Annotated in this window: 24 protein-coding genes and 1 pseudogene; 7 read left to right on the plus strand and 18 right to left on the minus strand. The window is 61.7% G+C overall.

What is annotated here, in order from left to right; genetic code table 11:
* The first annotated feature begins 4 nt into the window (after nt 1–4).
* Genes gmhB through JYJ39_RS07290 form a run of 5 tightly spaced genes read left to right on the plus strand, consistent with a single transcriptional unit; the run spans nt 5 to nt 3163 of the window.
* Nucleotides 5–568, plus strand: coding sequence for a D-glycero-beta-D-manno-heptose 1,7-bisphosphate 7-phosphatase (gene gmhB / locus JYJ39_RS07270; RefSeq protein WP_205203240.1), 564 nt, complete (start codon nt 5–7; stop codon nt 566–568).
* Entirely contained in the window at nt 565–1311 is a 747-nt protein-coding gene (locus tag JYJ39_RS07275; RefSeq protein WP_205203241.1) for a lysophospholipid acyltransferase family protein, read from the plus strand. The genes gmhB and JYJ39_RS07275 overlap by 4 nt, the downstream gene beginning before the upstream one ends.
* Nucleotides 1295–2005: a M48 family metallopeptidase gene (locus JYJ39_RS07280; RefSeq protein ID WP_205203242.1), complete on the plus strand. Its 711-nt coding sequence runs from the start codon at nt 1295–1297 to the stop codon at nt 2003–2005. The genes JYJ39_RS07275 and JYJ39_RS07280 overlap by 17 nt, the downstream gene beginning before the upstream one ends.
* A gap of 11 nt (nt 2006–2016) precedes the next feature.
* Nucleotides 2017–2397, plus strand: coding sequence for a lactoylglutathione lyase (gene gloA, locus JYJ39_RS07285; RefSeq protein ID WP_205203243.1), 381 nt, complete (start codon nt 2017–2019; stop codon nt 2395–2397).
* Between the two features lie 22 nt (nt 2398–2419).
* Nucleotides 2420–3163: a DsbA family protein gene (locus JYJ39_RS07290; RefSeq protein WP_205203244.1), complete on the plus strand. Its 744-nt coding sequence runs from the start codon at nt 2420–2422 to the stop codon at nt 3161–3163.
* 13 nt (nt 3164–3176) lie between these two features.
* On the opposite strand, the gene JYJ39_RS07295 is transcribed toward JYJ39_RS07290, so the two are convergent.
* The 15 genes and pseudogenes from JYJ39_RS07295 to typA all read right to left on the minus strand — a co-directional run bounded on the left by JYJ39_RS07295 (nt 3177) and on the right by typA (nt 17944).
* A complete protein-coding gene (locus JYJ39_RS07295) occupies nt 3177–3932 on the minus strand; it encodes a Smr/MutS family protein (RefSeq protein ID WP_240189585.1) in 756 nt (251 codons plus the stop codon).
* A gap of 30 nt (nt 3933–3962) precedes the next feature.
* Nucleotides 3963–4301, minus strand: coding sequence for a P-II family nitrogen regulator (locus tag JYJ39_RS07300; RefSeq protein WP_205203245.1), 339 nt, complete (start codon nt 4299–4301; stop codon nt 3963–3965).
* Between the two features lie 19 nt (nt 4302–4320).
* Nucleotides 4321–5904 carry an NAD+ synthase gene (locus tag JYJ39_RS07305; RefSeq protein WP_205203246.1) on the minus strand — a complete coding sequence of 528 codons (1584 nt, stop codon included), beginning with the start codon at nt 5902–5904 and terminating at the stop codon, nt 4321–4323.
* A gap of 6 nt (nt 5905–5910) precedes the next feature.
* Nucleotides 5911–6450, minus strand: coding sequence for an inorganic diphosphatase (ppa, locus tag JYJ39_RS07310; RefSeq protein ID WP_205203247.1), 540 nt, complete (start codon nt 6448–6450; stop codon nt 5911–5913).
* 70 nt (nt 6451–6520) lie between these two features.
* On the minus strand, nt 6521–7306 hold the full coding sequence (locus JYJ39_RS07315) for a 3'-5' exonuclease (protein WP_205203249.1): 786 nt from the start codon (nt 7304–7306) through the stop codon (nt 6521–6523).
* A complete protein-coding gene (gene cysM / locus JYJ39_RS07320) occupies nt 7303–8202 on the minus strand; it encodes a cysteine synthase CysM (RefSeq protein WP_205203250.1) in 900 nt (299 codons plus the stop codon). Before cysM ends, JYJ39_RS07315 begins: the two co-directional genes overlap by 4 nt.
* Nucleotides 8195–9193, minus strand: coding sequence for an ADP-glyceromanno-heptose 6-epimerase (rfaD, locus tag JYJ39_RS07325; RefSeq protein WP_205203251.1), 999 nt, complete (start codon nt 9191–9193; stop codon nt 8195–8197). Before rfaD ends, cysM begins: the two co-directional genes overlap by 8 nt.
* Before the next feature lie 9 nt (nt 9194–9202).
* Nucleotides 9203–10132, minus strand: coding sequence for a D-glycero-beta-D-manno-heptose-7-phosphate kinase (gene rfaE1 / locus JYJ39_RS07330; RefSeq protein WP_205203252.1), 930 nt, complete (start codon nt 10130–10132; stop codon nt 9203–9205).
* A gap of 2 nt (nt 10133–10134) precedes the next feature.
* Nucleotides 10135–11307: pseudogene (gene lapB, locus JYJ39_RS07335) on the minus strand (lipopolysaccharide assembly protein LapB).
* Nucleotides 11304–11627: a LapA family protein gene (locus JYJ39_RS07340; RefSeq protein ID WP_240189586.1), complete on the minus strand. Its 324-nt coding sequence runs from the start codon at nt 11625–11627 to the stop codon at nt 11304–11306. The pseudogene lapB and the gene JYJ39_RS07340 overlap by 4 nt, the downstream one beginning before the upstream one ends.
* Before the next feature lie 102 nt (nt 11628–11729).
* The gene (locus JYJ39_RS07345) at nt 11730–12014 is read right to left on the minus strand and encodes an integration host factor subunit beta (RefSeq protein WP_205203253.1); all 285 of its coding nucleotides are present in this window, start codon (nt 12012–12014) and stop codon (nt 11730–11732) included.
* Nucleotides 12015–12028: 14 nt separating this feature from the next.
* Nucleotides 12029–13732, minus strand: coding sequence for a 30S ribosomal protein S1 (rpsA, locus tag JYJ39_RS07350; RefSeq protein ID WP_275887961.1), 1704 nt, complete (start codon nt 13730–13732; stop codon nt 12029–12031).
* 100 nt (nt 13733–13832) lie between these two features.
* Nucleotides 13833–15773: a bifunctional 3-phosphoshikimate 1-carboxyvinyltransferase/cytidylate kinase gene (locus JYJ39_RS07355; protein WP_205203255.1), complete on the minus strand. Its 1941-nt coding sequence runs from the start codon at nt 15771–15773 to the stop codon at nt 13833–13835.
* A gap of 147 nt (nt 15774–15920) precedes the next feature.
* Nucleotides 15921–16082: a hypothetical protein gene (locus tag JYJ39_RS07360; RefSeq protein WP_205203256.1), complete on the minus strand. Its 162-nt coding sequence runs from the start codon at nt 16080–16082 to the stop codon at nt 15921–15923.
* A gap of 14 nt (nt 16083–16096) precedes the next feature.
* Nucleotides 16097–17944 carry a translational GTPase TypA gene (typA, locus tag JYJ39_RS07365; RefSeq protein ID WP_205203258.1) on the minus strand — a complete coding sequence of 616 codons (1848 nt, stop codon included), beginning with the start codon at nt 17942–17944 and terminating at the stop codon, nt 16097–16099.
* Between the two features lie 142 nt (nt 17945–18086).
* Between typA and JYJ39_RS07370 the strand changes: the two genes are divergently transcribed.
* On the plus strand, nt 18087–18611 hold the full coding sequence (locus JYJ39_RS07370) for a gamma carbonic anhydrase family protein (protein ID WP_205203259.1): 525 nt from the start codon (nt 18087–18089) through the stop codon (nt 18609–18611).
* Nucleotides 18612–18652: 41 nt separating this feature from the next.
* On the opposite strand, the gene JYJ39_RS07375 is transcribed toward JYJ39_RS07370, so the two are convergent.
* From JYJ39_RS07375 to JYJ39_RS07385, 3 genes are read right to left on the minus strand one after another with little or no spacing between them, the layout of a single operon-like run.
* Nucleotides 18653–19429 (minus strand): alpha/beta fold hydrolase, encoded by a 777-nt coding sequence (locus JYJ39_RS07375; protein WP_205203261.1) that lies wholly within the window; start codon nt 19427–19429, stop codon nt 18653–18655.
* 6 nt (nt 19430–19435) lie between these two features.
* Complete coding sequence (locus JYJ39_RS07380) at nt 19436–20290, minus strand: alpha/beta fold hydrolase (RefSeq protein WP_205203263.1); 855 nt, start codon at nt 20288–20290, stop codon at nt 19436–19438.
* Between the two features lie 45 nt (nt 20291–20335).
* Complete coding sequence (locus JYJ39_RS07385) at nt 20336–22648, minus strand: DNA internalization-related competence protein ComEC/Rec2 (RefSeq protein WP_205203265.1); 2313 nt, start codon at nt 22646–22648, stop codon at nt 20336–20338.
* A gap of 255 nt (nt 22649–22903) precedes the next feature.
* On the opposite strand from JYJ39_RS07385, the gene JYJ39_RS07390 reads away from it, so the two are divergent.
* Nucleotides 22904–23821, plus strand: coding sequence for a DUF2726 domain-containing protein (locus tag JYJ39_RS07390; protein ID WP_205203267.1), 918 nt, complete (start codon nt 22904–22906; stop codon nt 23819–23821).
* The last annotated feature ends 10 nt before the right edge of the window (nt 23822–23831 follow it).

Here is a 23831-nt window from a genome sequence, read left to right on the forward strand (position 1 = left end):
GATCATGGCCGGCAAACTCGTCATCCTCGACCGCGACGGTGTCATCAATCACGACTCGGCGCAGTACATCAAAAGCCCTGAAGAGTGGAAAGCCATCCCCGGCAGCCTGGAAGCCATCGTGCGCCTGAAGCAGAACGGCTACCGGGTGGTGGTGGCGACCAACCAGTCCGGTATCAGCCGTGGTCTGTTCGACATGGACACCCTCAACCGCATGCACGTCAAGATGCAGCGCGCGCTCGGCGAGCTGGGCGGACGGCTGGATGCCATCTTTTATTGCCCGCATACGGCAGACAGCAAGTGTGACTGCCGCAAGCCGAAACCCGGCATGCTCCACCGCATCGCCAGCACCTTCAATGTCGACCTCACCGGCATTCCCGTCATCGGCGACTCCCTGCGCGATTTGCAGGCAGGTGCCGCCGTCGGCGGGCAACCGATTCTGGTACTGACCGGCAAAGGTGAAACAACCCGGGACGAGCCGGACCTGCCGGCAGGCACCCTGGTGTTTGCCGATCTCGCTGCCGCAGTCGACCATCTGCTGCAAGCGCCCGCCAGCAAGGGGAAAAAATGAAACTGCTCCGCTCTGCCCTGTTCATGTTCTACGCCATCCTCTGGTCGGTGCTGTCAGCGCCGCTGGTAGTGCTCGCCGGGCCGTTACTGGGCGGCATCTGGGCCTACCGCTTTGGCAAGTTGTGGCGCCTGGGGACGCAATGGGGCGTAGAACACATCCTGGGCATCCGCGCCCGCATCATCGGCCGCGAAAACATGCCGGCCGAACCTTGCGTCATCATGTCCAAACACCAGTCGGCCTGGGAAACCATGACCCTGCAGGACTGTGTTCCCAACGGCAGTTATTGCGTTTTCGTGCTGAAAAAGGAATTGCTCAAGGTACCTTTCGTCGGCTGGGGACTGGCGGCGATGAAAATGATCTCGATTGACCGCAACGCCGGCAAGAACGCGCTCGAACAAGTCGTGAGCCAGGGCCGGGAGCGCTTGCAGCAAGGGTACTACGTGATCATCTTCCCGGAAGGGACACGCGTCGCGCCGGGTGAAAAACGTCGCTACAAGGCAGGAGGCGCTTATCTCGCCAGCCAGGTCGGCTGCCAGGTCGTGCCGGTGGCGCACAATGCGGGCGAACTCTGGCCGCGCCAGGCGTTCCTGAAAACACCGGGTGTCGCCACCATCAGCATCGGCCCTGCTTTCTCGGCGGCTGGCCTGAGCGAAGCGGAAATCAACCAGCGCGTCGAGCGCTGGATCGAGACCGAGATGCAGCGCCTGTCGCCGCACCGTTATCCGGATGCCCGCACCCCGTAAGGAAAGCCTGCAACGCATCCAGCTGGGCGAGCAGGCAATTGATTACCACCTGCGCCGCAGCACGCGGCGCAGCGTCGGTCTGAGCGTGGATCGCCACGGCCTGCGCGTGAGCGCCCCGCTGCGCACGCCGCTCAGGGATATTGAAGTGCTGCTGCATAAACACGCCCCCTGGGTGCTGGAGAAACTCAGCACCCGGCAAAGCGGCCAGCCCCCGTTTTCTCCCTGCCACGGCACCACCCTGCCCGTGTTCGGCAGCCCATTGACGCTTGCCCATTACCCGGCACGGCGCGCCCGCTGGCGCTTTGCCGGCACCACCCTGGAATTGCATCTGCCGCAGGAAGAGCACGCACCAGCCGTGCTCAAGGCGGCCCTGACCGACGCCGGCCGCAAGTTCTTCCGCCAGCGGCTTGACCACTACGCCCCCCAATTGGGCCTGGCGCCCCCGCCCTTGCGCATATCCTCGGCCCGTACCCGCTGGGGCAGCTGCAGTTCGCGTGGCAACATCTCCCTCAGCTGGCGGCTGACCATGCTGTCCCCCGCTCTGATCGACTACATCGTCTGCCACGAACTGGCCCATCTCAAGGAAATGAACCATAGTCCCCGCTTCTGGTCTATTGTCGAACAACTCTGCCCGGACTGGCGACAACTGCGCCAGGCCTTGCGCAAGCAAGAACCCCTCATCCCCGATTTCTGAAAGGACCTGTCATGCGTATCCTGCACACCATGTTGCGCGTCGTCGACCTCGACCGCTCCCTCGCCTTCTATACCGACGTCCTCGGCATGCACCTGCTACGCCGCCAGGATTACCCGGAAGGCCGCTTCACCCTGGCCTTCGTCGGTTACGGCAAGGAAGAGGATGAAGCCGTGCTCGAACTGACCCACAACTGGGACACCAAGCACTACGAACTGGGTGCCGCCTATGGCCACATCGCGCTCGAAGTCCCCGACGCTGCCGCCGCCTGCGCCCAGATCAAGGCTCGCGGTGGCAAGGTGGTGCGCGAGGCCGGTCCGATGAAGCACGGCAGCACCATCATTGCCTTCGTCGAAGACCCCGATGGTTATAAAGTCGAACTGATTCAACGCTAGGCGCACTGCCAGGAGTCTCCTCATGCTGAACTGCGATCCCGTCACCGGCGTCTGCCTCCTTCCCGAACTTGCCGATGGGGTTGCCGGACGCACGGCCACGCCACAAACGTCACAACCCGTCGTGCGCTATATTGGCGACCCGATGTGCTCCTGGTGCTGGGGCATGGCCCCGGTCCTCGAGCAACTGCTGGACTACTGCCGTAGCCACCAGTACGGTTTCGGAGTTCATGTCGGCGGCCTGCGCCCAGGCGGCGGTGATACTTGGAACGCTGCCTTCAGGTCGTTCCTGCGTAACGAGTGGGCACACATCCATCAGGTGAGCGGCCAGCCGTTCGGCTACACCCTCCTTGAACGCAGTGAATTCAACTACGACACCGAGCCGGCATGTCGTGCCGTGGTCAGTCTGCAACTGCTACGAGCGCAGGAAACGCAGGAAACACCAACCTTGCTGGCGTTTTTTGCCGGCATCCAGAAACGCTTTTATGTGGACGGACAAGACCCGGGCGATAGCGGCTTTTACCGCGAACTCTGCGCCGATTTTGCTGTGCCCTATCAGGAATTTCTCGACATTTTCCTGTCAGAAGAAGCCCGCTCCGCCACGCAACAGGAATTCCAGCGCTGCCGCCGCTGGGGCATCCGCGGCTTCCCCAGCATCATTGTCGACCGGCAGGGAGAAATCACGCCGATCGCGACCGGCTATGCGCCGAGCTCCGTGCTGTTCGAGCAGATCGAAACCGTGTTGGCAACCTCTTCCCCCCGCGCTTAAGGGGAGCAGGACCTCACTGGCGCACGGCACGCAACAGCACCAGCAGCGCCCCTTCGCCACCGTCCTGCGGCTTGGCCTGGCAATAGGCCAGCACTTCCTGGCGCTGGGCCAGCCAGCCGCGCAGCAACTGGCGCAGCACCGAGAGTTTCTGCGGCGACCCCAGACCCTTGCCATGCACGATGCGCAGGCAGCGTTTGCCTTGATGCAAGGCAGTTTGCAGGAAGGCTGCCACCTGGTGCCGCGCCTGGTCCCGATTGAGGCCATGCAGGTCGATTTCACCCTGAATCACCCAGCGTCCCCGACGTAGATCACGCAATACGCTCTGCGCCAGACCGTGGCGCAGATAGACCGGCTCATCGCCACCCTCCAGCCGATCCTGCAAAGTCAGCGGCGCCACCAGACTATCCAGCAGCACCGCCTGCACTTCAGCTGCCTGCTGTCTGGCCTGTGGTACAGGACGAGGTTTCTCCAGACTGGCCAGATTCCGTTCGGGCAAAGGAACCACTCCCAGCATGGCACGCTGCAGGGCGGCAGTTTCCGGATCATCGGCCAGGCTTGTGACGCGGGTTTCACGCTGCCGCCAGTGTGCCGGCAGGCCTGGCTCTGCTCGCTGCTTACCCGCCTTTGCGGACGGCGCCTCGGCAGCGGGGCGCCAAACCGGCCGGGGCTTGCGCAACTCCACCCGATTGCTGGCTGGCAAGGGGGTCACCCCGATCAGCGCAGCCCGCAAGGCGGCGTGATCGGCATCGTCTTCGCTGTGCACAGCCACCCCGCCGGATTGCTTGAATAACGATCAGCCTCAGATGGCCGCTTCGTTCAATTCGCCAGTACGAATACGCACCACCTGCTCCACCGGCAGGACAAAAATCTTGCCATCGCCAATCTTGCCGGAATGCGCAGCCTTGACGATGGCGTCGATGGCGGCATCCACCTGAGCCGTGGGAATCACCACTTCGACCTTGATCTTGGGCAGGAAATCGACCACGTATTCAGCCCCACGATACAGCTCGGTATGCCCTTTCTGACGGCCAAACCCCTTGACCTCAGTCACGGTCAAGCCGGTGATCCCGAGTTCGGACAAGGCTTCACGTACCTCGTCGAGCTTGAATGGCTTGATGATGGCTTCGATCTTTTTCATGCTGTTCTCCGTTGGTGCATCAGAAATCTTCGGTATAACGCTGGGTTACCGGGTAACACCAGTCACTGCCAAAACTGCGGGCGCTCAGCCGCAAGCCTGGCGGCCCCTGCCGGCGCTTGTATTCGGAGCCGCGCAACAGGCTCACGACACGCTTGACGGCAGCTTCCGGCTGACCGCTGGCGATGATCTCGCGCGCGCTTTGCCCCGCCTCGATATAGGCATGGGCAATGGCATCGAGTACGGCGTAATCAGGCAAGGAATCCTGATCGGTCTGACCCGGGCTGAGTTCAGCCGAAGGCGCACGGGTCAGGATATTGGGTGGAATTGGCGCGCCACCGGGCAAACTGTTGCGATAGTGGCCAAGACGATAGACACGCGTTTTGTACACGTCCTTCAGCGTCGCGAAACCGCCCGCCGTATCGCCATAAAGCGTGCAATAGCCGACTGCGGTTTCCGATTTATTGCCAGTCGTCAGCACCAGAGCGCCACTCTGGTTGGACAAGGCCATGAGCAGGTTGGCACGAATGCGCGACTGCAGGTTTTCATGGGTCAGCCCCATGGGCCGCCCGGCCAGAAGCGGGTCGAGCATGCCGGTGAAGGTCTGCATCGCCGGCGCGATGGGAATTTCATCATAACGGCAGCCAAAATGACGGGCCATGGCCCGGGCATCATCCAAGCTCATCTGCGCCGTGTAGGGCGAAGGCATCATCACCGTCTGCACCCGCTCGGCTCCCAGGGCATCGACGGCAATGCACAGCACCAGGGCTGAATCCATGCCACCCGACAGACCCAGCAGCACACCCGGGAATTTGTTCTTGCGCACGTAGCCGGCAACCCCGGCCACCAGCGCACTGTACAGTGCGGCATCCGCGCTCAATGGCGGCACTTGCTGCGCCGATTGCAAGCGAACGCCGGCTGCGCTCAATTCAACATCCACCACGCCCAGCGCTTCGGAAAACTCCGGCAACCGCATGACCAGCCGACCGTCGGCATCGTTCGCGGTGGACGCGCCGGCAAACGCCCACTCGTCCTGACACCCGACCAGTTGGCACACAACCCGGGCCTGTCGCGGCATCGGCGCTGGCGTCTGATCGGCCGTAAAAGGCAGCGCCGAGAGCTGTAACAGCAAATCGCAATCCACAGGCTCCGCTGTCTCGCCGACAGCGATGGCACAGCGCACCCCGTCCAGGATGACCGGCGGCATGGGTTCGCCGGACGCAAAGTAGTGCCGCTCGTCGTAGCCGGCGTGCGTGGTCAGCCTGAGCTTGCGCGCCACCACCGTTGCCTCGCCCGCCAGCAGCTGCGAGGCGGCGTTGTACAGCCGCCCGCCCGCCATTTCCGGGTGACCGACCAACAGGGTCAGGCCCGGTACGCGTTCTGCCGCCTGAGCAGCCAGTTCGCGCAGTGCCCGCGTACTGGCCTGCAGGAAATCACTGCGCAACAGATAATCCAGCGGCGGGTTGCCGCACAATGCCAGCTCAGGCGTCAGGAGAACGCTCGCCCCCTGCGCCCTGGCCTCTTGTGCAGCAAGCAGAATCCGCTCGACGTTCCCTGAGAAATCCCCCAGGATCGGATCAAGCTGGGCAACGGCGATGCGCAGCATGATGTATTACTTGCTGTGTGAAGCGTGGAAACGGGTAACGCCTTCGATGATTTCCTGGCGCGCTTCTTCCAGACCCCGCCAGCCAAGCACCTTGACCCATTTGCCCGGCTCGAGATCCTTGTAGTGTTCAAAGAAGTGCGAAATCTGCTTGAGCAGGAGCGCCGGCATGTCTTCGTGGGTCTTGATGTTGTCGTACAGGGTGGTGAGTTTGGAGACCGGCACAGCCAGCAGCTTGGCATCCTGCCCGCCTTCGTCTTCCATGGCCAGCATGCCGAGCGGACGGCAGCGGATGACGACACCCGGCGGCAGCGAGAAGGGGGTCACCACCAGGACATCGACCGGATCGCCATCGCCGGCGATGGTGTGGTTGATGTAACCATAGTTGCAGGGATAGTGCATCGAGGTGCCCATGAAGCGGTCCACAAAGAGCACGCCGGAGCCGTCATCGGCTTCGTATTTGATTGGATCGGAGTGGGCGCTGATCTCGATGATGACATTGAAATCGTCAGGCAGCGACTTGCCGGCAGAAACCAGATTCAGGGACATCTTTGGACTCTCTGTAGTTGAGTTGCAGGTTAGGTAAAAGGGGGGAAATTATAACGCCGCCGTCACTTGCTCAGGCCCAGGCAGCGAGAAATTCGGGCCAGGGAGGCGCGGCGACGGTGTGCAGATGGTTCCTGACGAAAAGATGCTCGGCAGCTTCGTCCGCCGCGCTCAATTCACCACGCAGTCGACGGAAACGGGTATAGACGAGGTAGGTGTTGACGACATCGGTTTCACAGTAATCGCGGATTTCCGCTGCCTGCCCGGCCTGCCAGGCATCCCATACCTTGCTGCCATCCATCCCGAGCTTGCCGGGAAAGCCGAACAGCTTGGCCAGTTCGTCGAGCGGGGCGTTGGCACGACCGTTGTACATCGCCAGCAGATCCATCAGATCGAGATGGCGCATGTGATAGCGGCTGATGTAGTTGTTCCACTTGAAGTCGCGGGCATCGGCGTAATCGCCCTCGCCCATTTCCCAGTAGCGCGGCGCGCTCACACCATGCAGCATGGCGCGATAGTGCAGCACGGGCAGATCGAAGCCACCGCCGTTCCAGGAAACGAGTTGCGGGCTGAATTTTTCAATGCCGTCGAAAAAGCGCTGGATGATGGCCGCTTCGTCCAGTTCGGGGGCGGCCAGCGACCATACCTTGAAGCCCTCGCGCGTGCGCAGGACACAGGAAATGCAGACGACCCGATGCACATGCAAGGGCAGGAAATCCCCCCCTGTTTTGGCCCGGCGTGCAGCAAACGCCCGCTCGGCCACCTCGGCATCGGGCACTTCCGCCGGCCAATCGTTGATGCGCCGGATTCCCGCCACATCGGGAATGGTTTCGATATCGAAAACGAGCACCGGCTTCATGCCGGAAAAACCCCGGTGGACAGATAACGGTCACCCCGGTCGCAGACGATGCTGACGATGGTGGCGTTCTCCACCTGCTCTGCCAGCCGCAGCGCCACGACAAGCGCACCTCCGGAAGAGACGCCGGCAAAAATCCCCTCTTCAGCTGCCAGTCGTCGGGTCATGGCTTCTGCCGCCGCCTGGCTGACGTATTCAATGCGATCAACCAGCTCCGGACGATAGATTTTCGGTAGATACTCCTGCGGCCATTTGCGGATACCGGCAATCTGGCTGCCCTCTTCCGGCTGGCAACCGATGACCTGAATGTGCGGATTTTGCTCTTTCAGGAACTGTCCGGTGCCGACGACGGTACCGGTGGTGCCCATGCTGGAAACAAAATGGGTGATTCCACCGGCAGTATCGCGCCAGATTTCCGGACCGGTACCGGCATAATGCGCCGCCGGATTGTCGGGGTTGGAAAACTGGTCGAGCAGGACGCCGCGACCTTCGGCCTGCATCCGCTGGGCGAGATCACGCGCCAGTTCCATGCCACCTTCCTTGGGCGTCAGCACCAGTTCGGCCCCGTAGGCACGCATGCTCTGCCGCCGCTCGACGCTCTGGTTCTCGGGCATCACCAGAATGAGGCGATAGCCCATGATGGCACTGGCCATGGCGAGCGCGATTCCGGTATTCCCCGAGGTCGCTTCGATCAAGGTATCACCGGGACGGATGCTGCCCCGTGCCGCGGCTCGCTGGATCATGGACAACGCCGGCCGGTCCTTGACCGAACCCGCCGGATTGTTGCCCTCAAGCTTGAGCAGCACACGATTACCGCGCGCTTCGCCGGCGGCGCCGGGCAAACGCTGTAACGCCACCAGCGGCGTGTTACCCACAAAATCCTGCAGTGTTTTAAGCATGTGCCTGCAACCAGTCGATGTAACGGGAGACACCTTCCTCGACAGTCGCCATGGGCGCCGAGTAACCCGCCGCACGCAAGGCACCGAGATCGGCCTGGGTGTAGGCCTGGTACTTGCCCTTGAGGGCTTCGGGAAAGGCAATGTATTCGACCTGGCCCGACTGCTGCAGTTCCGCCAGAGCCTGTGGTTCCAACCCGTTGTGCCGGCGACAGCCATTCACTGCCGCCACGGCCACGTCGTTGAAACTCTGTGCCCGGCCAGAACCCAGGTTGAAGATACCCGATTGCTCGGGGTGATCGAGAAAGAACAAATTGACCTTGGCCACATCCTCGACGTAGACAAAATCACGCATCTGACCGCCATCGGCATAGCCATGCGAACCTGCAAACAGCTTCACCTTGCCCTCGGCTCGGTACTGATGGAAATTATGGAACGCGACCGATGCCATGCGCCCCTTGTGCTGCTCGCGCGGGCCATAAACGTTGAAGTAGCGGAATCCGACGATCTGCGATGAGGGCGCCTTGGCCAGCCGCTGCCGCACGATCTGGTCGAAGAGGAATTTGGAATAACCGTAAACATTGAGCGGTGCCTCGTGCTGACGTTCTTCCTTGAATACGCTGGAGGCACCGTAAGTGGCTGCCGACGAGGCGTAAAGGAACTGTACGTCCTGATCCAGACACCAGTCGAGCAGGATGCTGGAATAACGGTAGTTGTTTTCCATCATGTACCGACCATCGGTTTCCATGGTGTCGGAACACGCGCCTTCGTGGAAGATGGCTTCGACATCACCATCGAAGTGACCGGCCTGGATACGGGCAATGAAATCCTGCTTGTCGATGTAATCGGCGATATCGCAATCAACCAGATTCTTGAATTTTTCAGCCTTGGCGAGATTGTCGACCGCAATGATCTTGCTCACCCCGCGTTCATTCAGGGCCTTGACCAGATTGGCGCCGATGAAGCCGGCCGCGCCGGTAACGATGGTGTACATCCTCTCTCCTTACAAAGCGCCAGCGATTTCGTCGCGGCTGACGACGGCGGTACCAAGTTTGCCCACCACAATACCTGCCGCCACGTTGGCAACGCGAATGGCTTCTGCCCATTCCGCACCCGCCGCCAGCATCACCGCCAGGGTAGCAATGACAGTATCACCGGCACCGGAGACGTCGTACACCTCCCGCGCCAGGGCTGCCTGGTGGTAGGTGTGCCCGTCGGTCAGCAGGCTCATGCCTTCCTCGCTGCGGGTGACGAGCAAGGCATCCAGCCCCAATTCGCCGCGCAGCTTTTCTGCCTTCTGCAACATATCCGTTTCCGAGTGCCAGCGACCGACGACACCGGCAAGTTCGGCGCGATTCGGCGTCATCACCGTGGCCCCGGCATACTTGCCCCAGTCATCGCCCTTGGGATCGACCAGCACCGGCTTGGCGGCAGCACGCGCGAGGCGGATCATCTCGCCGATATGCGTCAGCCCACCCTTGCCGTAATCGGATAACACGACAATGTCACAGTGCGCCAGCTGCCGCTCGAACTCGGCCAGCTTGGCCCGCAGCACTTCATGCGACGGCGTGGTTTCAAAATCGATACGCAGCAGCTGCTGCTGTCGGCCGATGACGCGTAATTTGACCGTGGTATCGATCTCGGCATCGACCTGCAGATGGGCCGCAATCCCGCCTTCCTGCAACAGACGCTGCAGGGCACGACCGGCATCATCCTCGCCCACCACCGAAATCAGCGCCGTCTGCGCGCCCAGCGCCGCCGCATTGCGGGCCACGTTGGCGGCGCCACCCGGGCGCTCTTCCAGCCGTTCAACCTTGACCACCGGCACCGGCGCTTCCGGCGAGATGCGGCTGACATCGCCAAACCAGTAGCGGTCGAGCATCACATCGCCAACGACGAGCAGGCGCACCTGCGCAATTTTTTCCAGCATCATGTTCACAAATTCTGATCGAATTCTTCGTTACGGCGCGGCGGCGTGCTTTCCCAGTCGCCACAGGCTGGGCAGCGCTAGTAATACTGGCGGGCCTTGAAACCGCAATGGTTGCACCGATAGCGGGACAACCGTCGGGTGTAGTTCTGGATGATGGTCCGCGCCAGCTCCAGGTCCCCCTGGCTGTCCGGTGTCGCCAACGGCAGGCGCGCACTCATCAGCTTTTCCAGACCGACCAGACTCGGATGGCGCTGCAATTCGGCCTGCACCAGACGGTAAGCCGCCTCCGTACCTTCGCACTCCAGCACCAACTGGTACACCACCTCGATCAGATCGAGCGAGGGGTAATGCTCCAGATAGCCACGCAACAGGGCCACCCCTTCAGCCCGGCGGTCCAGCTTGCGATAGGCCTCCAGGAGACGATGTGCCAGCAGCGACAGATAATCGGGATCCTGCTGCTCGACCCGCTGCCAGGCGGCAATCGCGGCTTCCGTCTGCCCTTCCTGGGCCAGCAGATCGCCCAGCAGCACGTTGGCCCGCACGCAGTTACGGTTTTCCCGCAAGGCAGCGGCCAGATGCTCTCGCGCCGCGTCGCTGCGCGACCGCATGATGTCGCCAGCGGCCAGCTCGCAGTAATACTCGGCCACTTCCTTCGGGCTGGCGATTTCCGGCAACTCACGGGCAAGATCAATGGCTTTCTGCCATTCCTTGCCCAGTTGGTAGATTTCCAGCAGGTAACGCTTGGCCTCCGTGGCCTGCGGCGTATCCTGCAGCCGGTTGAAAATCTCTTCCGCCCGATCAAGCAGGCCCGCCCGGAGAAAATCCTGCCCCAGTTCGATCATGGCGTGCAGACGGTGCTTTTCTTCGACATCGGGCAAATCGAGCAGATTCTGGTGCATGCGGATGGCACGCTCCGTTTCACCACGGCGGCGGAACAGGTTGCCCAGAGCGAAATGCAGCTCCACCGTCTGCGAATCGACGCGCGCCACTTCAAGGAAGGAATCGATGGCCCGATCTGGTTGTTCGTTCAACAGGAAATTCAGGCCGGTGAAATAGGAGCGCGGCAGTGCCCGCGATTCCTGCACCACCTGCCGCATGTCGATGCGTGCAGCAATCCAGCCCAAGGCAAAAAAAACTGGCACCAGAATGAGTTGCCAGTGGTCAAGAAAATCGTTCATGCGTGTGCCGGCGTATCCATATCAGTGGCCGCAGCGGCTGCCGGAGCATGCAACAGGCTCTCCACCCGCGCCATCTCCGCCCGCTCCAGTTCCCGCTTCAGACGGGTGATTTCACGACCTTGCCGGTACAGTTTACCGACCAGGGCCAGCATGCCGAGGAAGGTGCCGGCAGCAAAAAAAATCAGCAGCACCACGACCAGCGGCGCTTCCCATTGGTAATCGGCAGCCAGCTTCAGGTTAACCAGCTCGGTGTTCTGAATGGCAAAAAGGATCAGTACAGCAAAGACGACAAAACGCAGAATCCAGATGATGGCGGTCATGAGAATGATTTGAGCAAGAAAAAGGGGCAGTCACCGACTGCCCCTGAATTTAACACAATGGACCGACCTGGATTGAGTGCAATGCAGGTCAAGCAGAGCAATTCAAACCGCTTGATCGACCCGTTCGCGCAATTCCTTACCCGCTTTGAAGTGGGGAACCCACTTCGCCGGCACATCAACCTTCTCTCCCGATTTGGGATTACGGCCGAGGCGTGGCGGGCGGTAATTGAGCGCAAAGCTGCCGAAGCCGCGAATCTCGATACGGTCGCCGCGCACCAGCGCTTCCGACATCGCATCAAGAATCATCTTCACGGCAAGATCGGCATCTTTCGCCACCAGCTGGGGAAAACGTTCCGCCAGCTGGGCGATGAGCTCAGATTTGGTCATCGTGTCAGATCCGCTCAGCCTTGCTGATTCAGCTTGGCCTTGAGCAGTGCACCGAGGTTGGTCGTGCCGGAAGCAGCCGAAGAGGCATCCGCAGAGAACTTCTGCAGGGCTTCGTGTTGCTCGGCTTGATCCTTGGCCTTGATCGACAGATTGATGCCACGGGTCTTGCGATCCACGTTGATGATCATGGCTTCGACTTCGTCGCCCACCTTCAGGTGTTGCGACAGGTCTTCGGTACGTTCACGCGAGAACTCGGAGGCACGCAGATAGGCTTCGTTCTCACCGTCCAGCGCAACCACGGCACCACGGGCATCGACCGACTTGACCGTACCGCGCACGATGCTGTTCTTTTCGTGCGTGGCGATGAAGTTGGCGTACGGATCACCGTCGAGCTGCTTGATGCCGAGGGAGATACGCTCCTTCTCGACGTCGATGGCGAGCACCACGGCCTCAACTTCGTCACCCTTCTTGAAGTTGCGGATCGCTTCTTCGCCAGTTGCGGACCAGGACAGGTCGGACAGGTGCACCAGACCATCGATGCCACCTGGCAGGCCGATGAAGATACCGAAGTCGGTGATCGACTTGATGGCACCCTTGACCTTGTCGCCCTTCTTCTGGTTCATGGCGAAATCGTCCCACGGATTGGCCTGGCATTGCTTCATGCCGAGCGAGATGCGGCGACGGTCTTCGTCGATTTCCAGGATCATGACTTCGGTTTCGTCGCCCAGCGACACCACCTTGGACGGATGCACGTTCTTGTTGGTCCAGTCCATCTCGGACACGTGCACCAGGCCTTCGATACCCTGTTCGATTTCAACGAAGGCACCGTAGTCGGTCAGGTTGGTGACCTTGCCGAACAGACGGGTGCCGGCCGGATAACGGCGGGCAATACCGACCCACGGATCGTCGCCCAGCTGCTTCATGCCCAGCGAGACGCGGTTCTTGTCGGCGTCGAACTTGAGGATCTTGGCGGTCACTTCGTCGCCCACGTTGAGCACTTCGCTCGGGTGACGGACACGGCGCCAGGCCAGGTCGGTGATGTGCAGCAGGCCATCGATGCCGCCCAGATCGACGAATGCGCCGTAGTCGGTGATGTTCTTGACGATACCCTTGACGGTCGAACCTTCCTTGAGGTTCTCCATCAGCTTTTCGCGATCCTTGTCGGCGGTGGCTTCGAGCACAGCGCGGCGCGACAGGACGACGTTGTTACGCTTACGATCGAGCTTGATGACCTTGAATTCCATGGTCTTGCCCTCGTACGGCGTGGTGTCCTTGACCGGACGCATGTCGACCAGCGAGCCCGGGAGGAAGGCACGGACGCCGTTGGACATGACGGTGAGGCCGCCCTTGACCTTGCCGGTGATCGTACCGGAGACCAGCGCGCCGTCGTTGAGGGCTTGCTCGAGGAAGTTCCACGAGGCGATGCGCTTGGCGCGATCGCGCGACAGGCGGGTCGAGCCGTAGCCGTCTTCGAGCATTTCGATGGCCACTTGCACGAAATCGCCAACGGCAACTTCGACTTCACCCTGGTCGTTCAAAAATTCTTCTACAGGAACGTAGGATTCGGATTTCAGGCCGGCATTGACCACAACGAAGTTGTGATCGATGAGCACCACTTCTGCAGTGATGACTTCGCCTTGACGCATTTCCTGGCGGGCCAGGGACTCTTCAAATAGTTGAGCAAAGGATTCCATTAAGGACTGACTTTCGTGCCGCAAAACCGAAATTTCACAGCGGGTTAGGGATGAAAAAAATCATTGCCGGCCCAAGAAAGCCGGCAATGCCTTGTACAACAAGCACTTGCAACCACTTACAACTTCACTGACGGGACGCCGCCGCAAACCATGCCAGCACCTGCGCCACCGCCTGCTCGATGCTGAGTTTGTCGGTATCGAGCAAAAACGCATCGGCCTCCTGACGCAATGGCGCCACCGGGCGCGCTTGATCGCGCGCGTCACGAGCTTGCAATTCCGCCAGAAGGGTCGGCAGATTAGCAGAGAAGCCTTTTTCGATCAACTGCTTATAGCGCCGTTCGGCACGCACCTGGGCGCTGGCGGTGAGGAACACCTTGAGCCGGGCCTGCGGAAAAACCACCGACCCCATGTCGCGCCCATCGCCCACCAGGCCCGGGCGAGTGTTGAAGGCGCGCTGGCGGAACAGCAAAGCAGCACGCACCGCTGGCAGCGCGGCAACCTGCGATGCGCCGGACGAGATCTCTTCGGTGCGGATGGCATCGCCCACCGGCACGCCGGCAAGCAACACCTCGTCTTCGCTGAAGACCACATCCAGCGCGGCGGCGACCTGCGCCACACCGGCCTCGTCGTCCCAGGCCACCTGCGCACGTTGCGCCGCCAGGGCAGTCAGGCGGTAAAGGGCGCCCGAATCGAGATAGGCAAACCCCAGCGCCGCCGCCACCCGCGCCGCCACTGTCCCCTTGCCGGAAGCGGACGGGCCGTCGATGGCGATCACCGGGGCCGCCTGGGTGACTGTGGCGAAGCGCGCAAAATAATCCGGGAAGGTTTTCGCCACACAGTTAGGATCGTTGATCCGCAGCGGCGTGGCAAACGCCGCCAAGGAGAAACACATCGCCATGCGGTGATCATCATAGGTCGCGATCGCTGCCGGCTGCACACGCTCAACCGGCGTCACACGAATGTAATCAGCCCCCTCCTCCACGACCGCGCCCAGCTTGCGTAACTCGGTGGCCATGGCGGCGATACGGTCGGTTTCCTTGACCCGCCAACTGGCAATATTGGTGAGTTTGGTCGCGCCCTGGGCAAAGAGCGCAGTGGTGGCCAGCGTCATGGCCGCATCGGGAATGTGATTGCAATCGAGCTCCAGCCCGCGCAAGCCGCCAGCCGGCGCCCTTGCGCTCATCCAGTTGGGGCCGGTGTCGATGATGGCGCCCATCTGCCGCAGCGCCTCGGCAAACTTCACATCGCCCTGGATCGATTCGCTGCCCACACCTTCCACCCGGACCGGACCGCCGCCGATGGCCCCCAGAGCGAGAAAATACGATGCCGACGAAGCATCGCCCTCGACATAGACCGTCCCCGGCGCCACGTAGCGGCTGCCTGCGCGCACGGTGAAACGCTGCCAGCCCTCACGCTCGACGGTGACGCCGAAACGCGCCATGGTGGCGAGCGTGATCTCGATATACGGCTTGGAAATCAATTCACCGGCCACCTCCACCACCACCGTCCGCGCGAGCAGCGGCAGCGCCATCAGGAGGCCGGTGAGGAACTGGCTGGAGACATCGCCACGCACGGAAATCCGCTCCGCTGCTGCGTCGGGCAGGCGGTGCCGGATACGCAGGGGCGGATAACCGGGCTCTCCCAGGTAATCGATTTGTGCCCCCAGCTGACGCAGGCCATCGACCAGATCACCGATCGGCCGTTCGTGCATGCGCGGCACGCCTTTCAGCACGTAATCGCCGCCCGCCAGGGCCAGGGCCGCCGTCAACGGGCGAAACGCCGTGCCGGCATTACCGAGGAACAATTCTGCCGCCTCCGTCCGGAAGACGCCGCCACACCCGTCGATGCGCCAGTTTTCTCCCCCCAGATGCGTGACGCCCACGCCCAGCGCCTGCAAGGCTTCCAGCATGCGCTCGGTATCGTCGGACGCGAGCAGGTCGCGCACTTCAGTGGTCCCGGCAGCCAGCGCCGCCAGCAGCAGCACACGATTCGAAATGCTCTTCGAGCCAGGCAGACGCACCGTGCCGGAAGCCGAAAGCAATTGGGGGAGGTCGATAAATTCCATGTCAGGCTGCCAAAAAACGTGGGAGGCTGGCACGCTAGGGGAAGCAGTGTGCTTTGTCAATTGAGCCAGCAGGCTCCCGGATCAGGCGATCCGTGACAGGCCAGCACCCTGAAACGCCTCGCCCGCAGAGGGGGCACTCAGCGCAAATCAGGGGTAGACTCGACAGAACCCTGGGCCATAGACCGGATCACTGATCCAGCCGAGCAAAGTGAAAAACAGGCTCCAGGCCGCAACCCAGAGCAGGCGGCGCGCCGCCACCGGATGACGCGCCAGCCAGGTGACGCAGGGCGGACACAGCCTGTGCAGCATGTCCGCCTGCGTACTTACTGCGCCGTGGCGCGCTGGGCGCGCTTGCGGTCGTTTTCGGTGAGGTGACGCTTGCGCAGACGAATGGATTTCGGCGTCAGCTCGACCAGTTCGTCGTCCGCAATGAATTCGACGGCGGCTTCGAGACTCAACTGGATCGGCGGCACCAGACGTACGGCCTCATCGGTACCGGAGGCGCGAACGTTGGTCAGCTGCTTGCCCTTGATCGGGTTGACCACCAGATCGTTATCGCGGCTGTGGATGCCGATGATCATGCCCTCGTAGAGCTTGTCGCCCGGATTGACGAACATGCGACCGCGATCCTGCAGTTTCCACAGGGCATAGGCCACGGCTTCGCCGTTGTCCTGCGAAATCAGCACACCGTTGCGACGCTCCGCCACTTGCCCTTCCTTGACCGGCGCATAGTCGTCGAAGACGTGGCTGATCAGGCCGGTACCGCGCGTCAGGTTCATGAATTCACCCTGGAAGCCGATCAATCCACGCGCCGGAATGCGGTACTCAATACGCACCCGACCGCGACCATCCGGCACCATGTCGAGCATTTCACCACGACGCAGCCCCAGGCTTTCCATGACGCCCCCCTGGTGACCTTCCTCGACATCAACGGTCAGCATTTCGTAGGGCTCGCACTCGACGCCATCGATGATCTTCTTGACCACCCGCGGACGCCCCACCGCCAGCTCGTAACCTTCACGCCGCATGTTTTCCAGAAGAATGCCCAGGTGCAGCTCGCCACGCCCGGCCACATCGAACACATCACTGATGTCGGTATCGTGCACACGCAGCGCCATATTGGTCAGCAGTTCCTTGTGCAAGCGGTCGCGGATCTGGCGGCTGGTGACGAACTTGCCTTCGGTACCCGCCAGCGGGCTGCTGTTGACCATGAACTGCATGGACAGCGTCGGTTCGTCGATTTTCAGCAGCGGCAGCGCTTCCGGCTGATCCGGATCGGTCACGGTGCAGCCCAGCACAAGATCCTCGATGCCGGTGATCTGGACGATGTCGCCGGCCACCCCTTCCTCCATCTCGACCTTGTTCAACCCCTTGTAACCGAACACCTGACCGATCTTGGCCTTGATCGGCTGCCGGTCGTGCTCGGCAGCTTCTTCTTCGGTGCCGAACATCACCATCACCGGCATACCGGTCTTGACCCGGCCACGGGTAATGCGGCCAACGCCGATGCGGCCGACGTAAGTGGAATAATCCAGCGCCGAAATCTGCAGCTGCAGCGGCGCATTCAGATCGGTATCGGGGGCCGGCACGTGCGACAGAATCATGTCGAACAGCGGCTTCATGTCCGTGCGCGGCGCATCCAGCGACAGCGCCGCCCAGCCATTCAGGCCGGACGCGTACACAATCGGGAAATCGAGCTGCTCGTCGCTGGCACCCAGCTTGTCGAACAGATCGAAGGTGAGATTGACCGCGTTGTCCGGATCGGCGCCATCGCGGTCCACCTTGTTGACCAGCACGATCGGCCGCAGACCGAGGGCCAGCGCTTTTTTGGTCACGAAACGGGTTTGCGGCATCGGCCCTTCGACGGCATCGACCAGCAGCACCACGCCATCCACCATACCCAGCACACGTTCGACCTCACCGCCGAAATCCGCGTGCCCCGGGGTATCGACGATGTTGATGTGGATACCGTTGTAATCGACCGCCGTATTCTTGGCGAGAATGGTGATGCCGCGCTCTTTTTCGATATCGCCCGAGTCCATGACGCGCTCGTCCACCTGCTGGTGCGAGGCAAAGGTGCCGGATTGGCGGAGCAGCTGGTCGACCAGCGTGGTTTTACCGTGGTCAACGTGAGCAATGATGGCGATGTTGCGAATAGCGCGGGCGGACATGAAGAGCAATCTGGAAAATTTTGGGAGGCGTGATTCTATCACCGGTGCTGCAATGCAACATCACCCTCCGGAAGAAATACGGGAAAACTGTTGCAGAAAACCGCGTAAACTCGCCTGAAAACAGTCCAACCAAGGAAATCCCGTGCCCATTTACTCTCTTCCCGGCAAGAAACCCGCCATTTCCAGCAGCGCCTGGGTCGCCCCCAACGCCACCGTCATCGGCGACGTACACCTGGCAGCGGGGGCTTCAGTCTGGTGGAACGCCACGCTGCGCGGCGACAACGACCCGATCCACATCGGCGAAAACAGCAACATTCAGGACGGCAGCGTGCTGCACACCGACGAAGGCATCCCCATGCACATCGGCCGGGGCGTGACCGTGGGCCACCTCGTCATGCTGCATGGATGCACTGTCGGTGACAACTGCCTGATCGGCATCGGCTCGGTGATCCTCAACCGGGCTGAAATCGGCGCCAACAGCATTGTCGGCGCCAACAGTCTGGTGCCGGAAGGCAAGAGCTATCCCGAGCGCAGCCTGATCCTCGGCTCACCGGCGAAGGTCGTGCGCCAACTCACCGACGAAGAAGTCGCACGCCTGCAGCATTCCGCTGCCCATTACGTCAAGAACGCGCAGCGCTATGCCCGGGATCTGGCCAAGGTGGAATAAGCGGCAACCGTCAGAGGCACTGAGGCTGCCCGCCGCAGAGATCAGGCCAGCCCCGCCACAAACTGGCTGATTGCCGCCAGCACCGCGGCTTCCTGGTCGCGCTGCGGGGTATGGCCGCATTGATCGAGCTTGAGCAACTGCGCGCCATGCGGCGTTTTTTCGGCAATCACGTCAATCTGGCGCAGGGTGGCGTATTCGTCCTGACGCCCCTGGATAGCCAGCAGCGGGCAGGTAATGGCGGGCAGAAAATCCTCGATATTCCAGTGGCGGAATGGCGGCGACAGCCAGCAGTCGTTCCAGTCGGCAAACACCCGGGCGGCATGCTTGTGGTAGCGGGCGAGTTTTTTCGGCCAGTCGGTGCTTTCCCAGAGCTCGCGCGCGGCGCGAATGCCGGCCAGCGTTTCTTCTTCGACAAATTCGTGCGGCGCCATGACCACCGCCGCACGCAACTGCGCGGGATAACTGCCGGCAAAAATCAGGGCAATGCTGCCGCCATCGCTATGGCCGATCAAAACCGGCTGCTCCACATCTAGTGCAGCCAGAACGGCGGGCAGAATGTCGCGCCCTTCGCGATGCATGTAATCCGTCTGGCGGCGATCCGGGTACGGATCGGAGGCGCCATAGCCCGGACGCGAATACGCCAGCACCCGGCAACCGGTGGCTGCCGCCAGTTTTTCCGGAAAATCGCGCCACATCGCCACGCAGCCAAGTCCCTCATGCAGCAGTACTAGCGGCGGACGGCCGGCGACGGTGGCGGGAAAATCGACGTATTCGATAGCGTAGCTGCGGTTCTGGAAAACGATGGAAACAGTATTCATGGGGTCTTATGAGTTAAGCAAAAAATTTTCTACCACGGCAATCTGCGCCGCGTTGTGGAACATGGGAGCGTGACCGACAGCGGGGATTTCCACCAATTGCGCGCATGGGCCGCACGTAGCCATGCGCTGCCAGGTGCTGCGGCTGAGCAAGTCGGAACATTCACCCCGCACCGCCAGCGTCGGACAGCGGATGGTAGCGTAGAGCGGCCACAAATCGACGCCTTCGTCCGACAGTTCGGCCTTGAACGGTTCGGCGATGCGCGGATCGTAACGAAAGCGCCATTGGCCATCCGCCTGTTGCTGAATGCTGCTGGCCGTCAGCGCCTGCCACTGGGCCGGCGTCAGATCACCGAAGGGCGCACTGATGACCTCGATCGCCGCCTGTGCCGCCGCAAAGCTTGGCCAGGCGGGGTCGGCACCGACATAAGCGGCAATACGGCGCAGCGCAGCGGCATCGAGAAACGGCCCGATATCGTTCAGAATCAGACGCCGCACCGGCGTTCCCTGCTGCGCCGCGAGCGCCATGCCGATCAAACCGCCCATCGACGTCCCCAGCCAGTCCACCTGCTCGACCTGCAGGCGGGCAATCAACGTCACCATGTCGGCCACGTATTGCGCAATGACATAACCGGCCGGATCGTGCAAATGGCTGCTCAACCCACGCCCGACCACATCCGGGCAAATGACCCGGTAATGCGCCGCCAGGCGTTCGGCCAGCCAGTCGAAATCACGACCGTTGCGGGTCAGGCCATGCACGCAGATCAGCACGCGCGGATTATCCGGCGCGCCCCACTGGTAGTAATTCATGTCATGCAGGCCGCCGGGATTGAGGCACTGCACTTTGCATTGCTGAAAATTCATGACCCACTCTCACGCATAACATTCAGGATGACCACCCCGAATGTATCACCGCCCATGCCAGTAACGCGCGCGCTGCTGCCGCCAGCCATGAACCTGCACCCCTGCAGACTCCAGCCGCAGATGAATGCTGCCGGCAAGATCGGTCCGCCACAGACGTGCCCCCTGCCCGGCATAACGTTGCAGGATGGCTGGCCGGGGATGCTGGAAACGGTTACGGTAGCCGACGGAAAAAACCGCCTCACTGGCCCCCACCGCCGCCACAAAATCCGGAGAAGATGAGCCGGCGGCACCATGATGCGGCACCAGAATCACATCGGCAGCCAGCGCCTCAGCCGAGCGGGCCAGCAAATCAGCCTCCTCGGCCACTTCGATATCGCCCGTCAGCAGCATGCGCCGCCCACCCGCATCGATACGCAGCACACAGGACAGCGCATTGTTCTTCTTGCCAGCCGCATAGTCCGCAGGCAGCGGGTGAAGCAGGGTGAAATCGACACTATCCCACTGCCAGTGCTGGCCGGCGGCGCATAAACTGCCGGGCTGATCGACACTGGACGACGCCACCGCAGCAATCGCCATCCCCGCCTGCAGCGAAGCAAAACCGCCCATATGATCGCTATCGCCGTGCGACAACAGCACACGATCCAGCCGCTCCACGCCCAGCCAGCGCAGATAAGGCAGCACCACCCGCTGCCCGGCATCGGCCTCGGCGCTATAGCGCGGCCCCGCGTCGTACAAGAGCGCATGCCCCCGGGTGCGCACCAGCACCGCCTGCCCCTGGCCCACGTCAAGCACATCGATCTGCGCCACGCCCGGCGGTAATTTCTCGGCAGGCCAGTAGAGACAGGGCAGGATCAGCACACAGCCGAGCGCCCGCCCGGGCACCCCGCGCGGCAGCAGGCAGACCGTTACACCAATGAGCGCCAGCGGGGCCGTCCACCACGGTGGCACTGCCGCCTGCCACACCGGCCAGGCAGCACACCAGAGCAGGAAATGCATCAACCCATCGAGCACCCCATGCGCCAGCAGCAACAAAGGGGGCCAGGGCAGCACCGCCGCCAGCAGCGCCAGTGGCGTCACGATCAGGCTGATGACAGGAATCGCCACCGCATTGGCCAGCGGCGAAACCAGCGAAAACTGCTGAAACACCAGCATCAGCACCGGCAGTGTGGCCAGCGTCGCGGCCCACTGAACCACACCCCAGGTCCGCAGCCGCGCCCGCCAGCCTGCCCCGGCCTCCAGCCGCGCGCTGCCGATGTACAGCAAGGCCGCCACCGCCGCAAAAGACAACCAGAACCCCGGCGCCAGCACCGCCCACGGATCAATCAACAGCACCAGCAGCAAGGCCAGCGCCAGGATGTGCCGCGCTGCCGGCAGGCGACCAGAAAGCACCGCCAGCGCCACCACCAGCAGCATGTAAAAAGTCCGCTGGGCCGGCACACCAAACCCCGCCAGCAGGGCATATAAAAACGCCCCGCCCGCTGCCGCCACAATACCCGCCCGTTGCGCCGGACAGCGCAGCACCAGCGCCGGCACCCGCCGCCAGAGAAAGGCAACCAGCCCACCCAGCATGCCGGCCACCATGGTCACGTGCAAACCGCTGATCGACATCAGGTGCGTGGTGCCGGTACGGTTGAACACGGTCCACAACGCACTCTCCACCGCCTTCTGATCCCCCACCGCCAGCGCCGTCAGGATGCCGGTCCACGGCCACTCGGCAGCCGGCAGGGTGCGACTGAAACGCGCACGCACGGCCGCACGCAGACGCTCCACCCCACTCCCGAAACCCGGCACGAAACCATCCAGGCGCGTTCCCCCCGACGGGCGCACATACCCCGTCGCCCGGATGCCGCGCTCGAACAACCACATTTCATAATCGAACCCACCTGGATTGGCACTACCATGCGGTTTCTTCAGACGCACCGTCAACCGCCAGCGCTCACCTGGCGCAATCGCCGGTACCCCTGCCCCGCTGCCGGGCGAGGCATACCAGTTGAGCAACACCCGCTGCGGCAAGCGCGCCCCCGGCGTCAGCACCGATTCCACCAGAAACTCGAAACGCACCGCGCGCGCTCCGGGCTGCGGCAATCCCGCCACCACGCCCTGCACCACCACATCGCGCCCTTCCCACTGCGCATCCAGCGCATCCTGCAGCCGCAATTCCGCCCGCCAACCCGCCCAGCTGACGCCCAGCAAAAATGCAGCACAAACCAGCACCAGCGAACGCGCCTGGCGCCAGCAGAAATGGCTGAGCAACAAGCACCCAAGCGCCCCCGCCAGCACCAGCCAGAGCGGCGGCAAGCTGGCACAGGTCTGCAAAAAGAAGACGCCGCAGGCAAAGGCCAAAATGACAGAAATCATGCAAATATCATTACACGATGCCAGCCAAGGCGCCAGACATTCGCAGCGTTTCTATCGCAACTCAACCCGAGCCTCTGTTTAACCAGCCCTTGCGTGGGGATTACCCCATGCCCACTACTGGCCGATTTGAGACAGTTGCAGAAAGTGCAAAACACGAAAGCATCTTCCCCCAAAACCTGTGGTCCGAATCGCGACCAAGTCTGTCGACACGAAATTCCAGTAACATCATGCGCCTGCCCATATTGTCATCTCGAGATGTCCCAGAGCACGCTCAGACCGCAAAACCGAACCATCAATTACATCGGCATGGCGGCTATTGTTTTCACCATTGGCATTCAGGCTCATGCCGTCGAAACACGGCGCTGCCAAATTAATGGCAAGACAATCATTACCAACCTGACTTGTGAACAGCTCGTCAATGAAGCCGGTGCTCCGCCACCTGGAAGCGAAAAAACCCAGCCAGTCACACAGCCGAAGCCGACTCAAGCACCACAGAAAAAGACCACCAAGAAACAACCGGTCACTGCCAGCGAAAGTACAACTGCTGCCTCAACCGCAATTCGAACCGGTATGGATAATCTGGTATCTACGATCCTCATCTTTGGCGCCGCTGTCCTCCTTGTTTTTGGACTCATCATCTGGCTAAAGCATAAAGCCAGGCAGGTTGTACACACCTGCCTAGAGGAACTTGCACCGCTTGCGAGGAACACAAAGGAGCCTGTACTGAACAAGGTCCTCAGCAACGAAGACGAGGAGCTACCGTACCGTCAGACCTCAGTAATGTCCCGCTACGAACTTGAAATGTTCGAACGTATCAAGAGCGCACTTCCAGAATGCGAGATATTCCCGCAGGTTCCACTTGCATCATTCATTCGTATTGATCCCCAGCGTGCTGGTACTCGTCTAGCGACCAACAGTTACCGCTGGCAGAACCGCATTGGCCAGCAACGTGTGGACTTCCTGGCTTGCCTGCGCCGAGACATGTCGACCGTTGCCGCCATTGAGCTTGACGATCCAAGCCATGAAAGCACAGATGCCCAACGTCGCGATGCCAAGAAAAATAAGAGTCTGAGGGATGCCAATGTCCCGCTGATCCGCTGGCGGGTGGAAACGATGCCGAATGCAGAGGAAATCCGGCAAGAATTTTTGCAGCGGAAGTTGATTCCAGTGTAGTCACTGGTGG

Source organism: Azonexus hydrophilus, assembly GCF_905120355.1.
Taxonomy (GTDB): domain Bacteria; phylum Pseudomonadota; class Gammaproteobacteria; order Burkholderiales; family Rhodocyclaceae; genus Azonexus.